The organism is Streptomyces sp. SID5785 (assembly GCF_009870065.1).
Taxonomy (GTDB): domain Bacteria; phylum Actinomycetota; class Actinomycetes; order Streptomycetales; family Streptomycetaceae; genus Streptomyces.
Map to the genome: position 1 here is coordinate 1 of NZ_WWIA01000213.1, position 3,592 is coordinate 3,592.

3 protein-coding genes and 1 pseudogene are annotated in these 3,592 nt (G+C 73.0%); 2 read left to right on the top strand and 2 right to left on the bottom strand.

Going from position 1 to position 3,592, the window contains the following annotated elements; all coding sequences use genetic code 11:
* Positions 1-700, bottom strand: a 700-nt coding sequence (locus GTW43_RS06565; RefSeq protein ID WP_237536443.1) for an NAD(P)-binding domain-containing protein, incomplete at its 3' end; no start/stop codon positions are given.
* Positions 701-819: 119 nt separating this feature from the next.
* On the opposite strand from GTW43_RS06565, the gene GTW43_RS06570 reads away from it, so the two are divergent.
* The gene (locus GTW43_RS06570; protein WP_161300678.1) at positions 820-1,791 is read left to right on the top strand and encodes an acetylxylan esterase; all 972 of its coding nucleotides are present in this window, start codon (positions 820-822) and stop codon (positions 1,789-1,791) included.
* A 100-nt stretch (positions 1,792-1,891) separates the two neighbouring features.
* Positions 1,892-3,103: a transglycosylase family protein gene (locus tag GTW43_RS06575; RefSeq protein WP_161300679.1), complete on the top strand. Its 1,212-nt coding sequence runs from the start codon at positions 1,892-1,894 to the stop codon at positions 3,101-3,103.
* Here the strand turns inward: GTW43_RS06575 and GTW43_RS37875 are convergent.
* Positions 3,093-3,592: pseudogene (locus GTW43_RS37875) on the bottom strand (hypothetical protein); the annotation flags it as partial. The gene GTW43_RS06575 and the pseudogene GTW43_RS37875 overlap by 11 nt on opposite strands.

The window sequence follows — 3,592 nt, forward strand, 5'->3', positions numbered from 1 at the left end:
TCAGGTACGAGTCGAGCCGCCCGGTGTTCCACGTGCGGAAGACGTCCGCGATCTGCGCGGGGGAGAACCCGCCCACGTCGCGCAGCAGTTGGTAGGCCTCGCCGATGAGCTGCATGTCGGCGTACTCGATGCCGTTGTGCACCATCTTCACGAAGTGCCCGGCGCCGTCCGGCCCGACGTGGGTGACGCACGGGGCGCCGTCCCCGGCCTTCGCCGAGATCTTCTCCAGCATCGGGCCGAGCGCCTCGTACGACTCGACGCTCCCGCCGGGCATGATGCTCGGCCCGTGCAGGGCGCCCTCCTCGCCGCCGGAGACGCCGGTGCCGACGAAGTGGATGCCCTGTTCGCGCAGGGCCGCCTCGCGCCGGCGGGTGTCGGCGAAGTGGGCGTTGCCGCCGTCGACGATCATGTCGCCGGGCTCGAGCAGCGGGGCGAACTCGTCGATCACCGCGTCCGTCGCCGCGCCCGCCTTCACCATGATCACCAGGCGCCTGGGGCGTTCCAGCGCCGCGACGAACTCCTCGGCCGTCCCGGTCGGCACGAAGATGCCCTCCTCGCCGAACTCCGCGACGAGCTCGTGGGTCCGGGCGGCCGTGCGGTTGTGGAGGGCCACCGTGTAGCCGTTGCGGGCGAAGTTGCGGGCGAGGTTGCGCCCCATGACGGCGAGCCCCGTGACACCGATCTGCGCGGTACTGGTCATGCCTGTCGCTCCTGATGGGTGAAGTGAAGGAATTTGTTCAGTTCTCGCGAGGCCGGGCGTAGCGTGGGCACCGCCTCAGGACCCGCTGACCATGACTCTCTACGACGCTGGAGCCGTGCGTGCCTCATTTCGATCTGTCCCTGGACGAACTGCGTGTCTACAAGCCCGCACCGACGGCGCCCGACGACTTCGACGCCTTCTGGGAGAAGACGCTCACCGAGGCCAGGGAGCACGACCTCGACGCCCGTTTCGAACCGGTCGACGTGCCGTACACCGCGGTCGACGTCTTCGACGTTACGTACGCGGGCTTCGGCGGGCATCCCGTGAAGGGCTGGCTCGTCCTCCCCGCGGGCATCGAGGGGCCGGTACCGGCCGTCGTCGAGTACATCGGGTACAGCGGCGGACGCGGGCTGCCGCACACCCATCTGCGCTGGGCCGCCGCCGGGTTCGCGCACTTCGTGATGGACACCCGCGGCCAGGGCAGCGGCGGCAGCGTGGGGCACACGCCCGACCCGGTCGGCAGCGCCCCGTCCGTCTCCGGCTTCATGACACGCGGCATCCAGGACCCGCACGACTACTACTACCGGCGCGTCTACACCGACGCCGTGCGCGCCGTCGAGGCCGCCCGGGCGCATCCTCTCGTCGACGCCTCGCGCGTCGCCGTCACCGGCGGCAGCCAGGGCGGCGGCATCACCCTCGCCGTCGCGGGCCTCGTCCCCGACCTGCGGGCCGCCGCCCCCGACGTGCCGTTCCTGTGCGACTTCCGGCGCGCCGCCACCCTCACGGAGCGTCACCCGTACCGGGAGATCGCCCTCTACCTCAAGGCGCACATCGGCGAGGACGAGCAGGTCTTCCGGACGCTCTCCTACTTCGACGGCATCAACTTCGCGGCCCGCGCCACGGCCCCCGGCCTCTTCTCGGCCGCGCTCGAGGACCTGACCTGCCCGCCCTCGACCGTCTTCGCCGCCCACAACCACTGGGCGGGCCCGGAGCGCGCCATGGAGGTGTACGCCTTCAACGACCACGAGGGCGGCGGCCCCTACCAGCACGCGGTGCAACTGCGCTGGATCCCCGGTCACTTGAGGGGCTGAAAGTCGCCAATGTGGCTTGGGACGCTCTTGTCACGACTGCGGAGGAGCGGCTAATTTGCCGGTCCTACGTGTGCCCGCAGTGGTACCAGAGGGGGCTTTCATGGCGCTACGCGGCCGGCACCGCCGGTATCAGCCGAGCCGGGTCAACCGGGCGTCGCTCACCGTGACCGTGGGCGGCGCCGGGATCGCGATCCCGCTGATCGGCGCGGGCACGGCCGAGGCTGCCGACGCCGCGACCTGGAACAAGGTCGCCGCCTGCGAGTCCTCGGGCAACTGGAGCATCAACACGGGCAACGGCTACTTCGGCGGGCTGCAGTTCACCGGCTCCACCTGGGCCGCGTACGGCGGCACGGCCTACGCGCCGCGCGCTGACCTCGCCACCCGGGACCAGCAGATCGCCGTGGCCGAGAAGGTGCTCGACGGACAGGGGCCCGGCGCCTGGCCCGTCTGCTCCGGGAAGGCGGGGCTGACCCGCGGCGGCGCGTCGACGGCCCCCGAGCGGGCGCCCGTCCGCCCGGTCAAGGACGTGAAGCCCGAGGTCACCCCGCAGTCCAGGGCCGGGCACACCGAGATGTACACGGTGCTCGGCGGCGACACGCTGTCCGGCATCGCCGCGGAGCGCAAGGTGTCCGGCGGCTGGTCCCGGCTGTACGCGGCCAACCGCTCGGTCATCGGCTCCGACCCGGACCTCATCCTGCCCGGCCAGCGGCTGCGCCTGACCGGTGGGCCGAGCGCCCCGACCCGCCCGGCGCCGGCCCCCGAGAAGACCGCGCCGAAGAAGGCCGAGCCGAAAAAGGCCGAGCCGAAGGCGACCTCGCCGAAGAAGACCGCGCCGAAAAAGGCCGAGCCCAAGAAGGCCGAGCCCAAGAAGGCGCACGCCGAGAAGGCCGAGGCGCACCGCTCGGGCGGCGGCGTCGTGGCGCCCGTCTCCGCCTCGATCGGCACCCCGTACCACGCGGCCGGCTCCTCGTGGTCGAAGGGCTACCACACGGGAGTCGACTTCGCGGTGCCCACCGGTACCTCCGTCAAGGCCGTCGCCGCAGGTCAGGTCGTGTCGGCGGGCTGGGGAGGCTCGTACGGCTACGAGGTCGTCATCAAGCACGCGGACGGCCGGTACAGCCAGTACGCGCACCTGTCGGCGCTCAGCGTGAAGAGCGGGCAGCGTGTGGTCACCGGGCAGCGCATCGCCCGCTCGGGCTCCACGGGCAACAGCACGGGCCCGCATCTGCACTTCGAGATGCGGACCGGACCCGGCTTCGGCAGCGACATCGACCCGCTCGGCTATCTGCGGGCCAGGGGCGTCAGGATCTGACGTCCTCGATCCGCCGGTCGTCGCGTGACCTGCGGGGACGGCTCGGGCGCCCGGCGCGGTGCGGCCGCATGCCGTCGAGCGCGGCCGGGCTGTCCGGCACGACGGGCAGCCCGCGCGCCGCGTCCTGCGCGGCGCTCCCCGGGGCCGCCGGACGCCCCTGGGCGATCAGCCGCCGGTCAGGGTCCGCGTCGGACGCGGGGTCGGACCCCGCGTCCGCCTCCGGGCGCGTCACGGCCGGTGCGGGGCGCCGGTCGCGGCCGATGCGCTCCGTGGTCAGCAGGATCAGGCCACCCGCGGCGACGACCCCGCAGCCCAGCGCCAGCGCGGTGCCCGCCGTGCCGTGCCGGAAGGACTCGCCGAACAGGGTGAGCCCGACGGCCGCGGCCACCACCGGGTTCACGACCGTGGCCGTGGCCAGCGGCACGGCCAGGCCCGCGCCCCGGTAGGACGCCTGGGACAGCAGCATGCCGGTCGTGGCCAGGGCCGCGA

Excerpts from the sequence above, each read along its gene's own strand:
- GTW43_RS06575 (WP_161300679.1), top strand. The coding sequence starts at position 1,892 with ATGGCGCTACGCGGCCGGCACCGCCGGTATCAGCCGAGCCGGGTCAAC.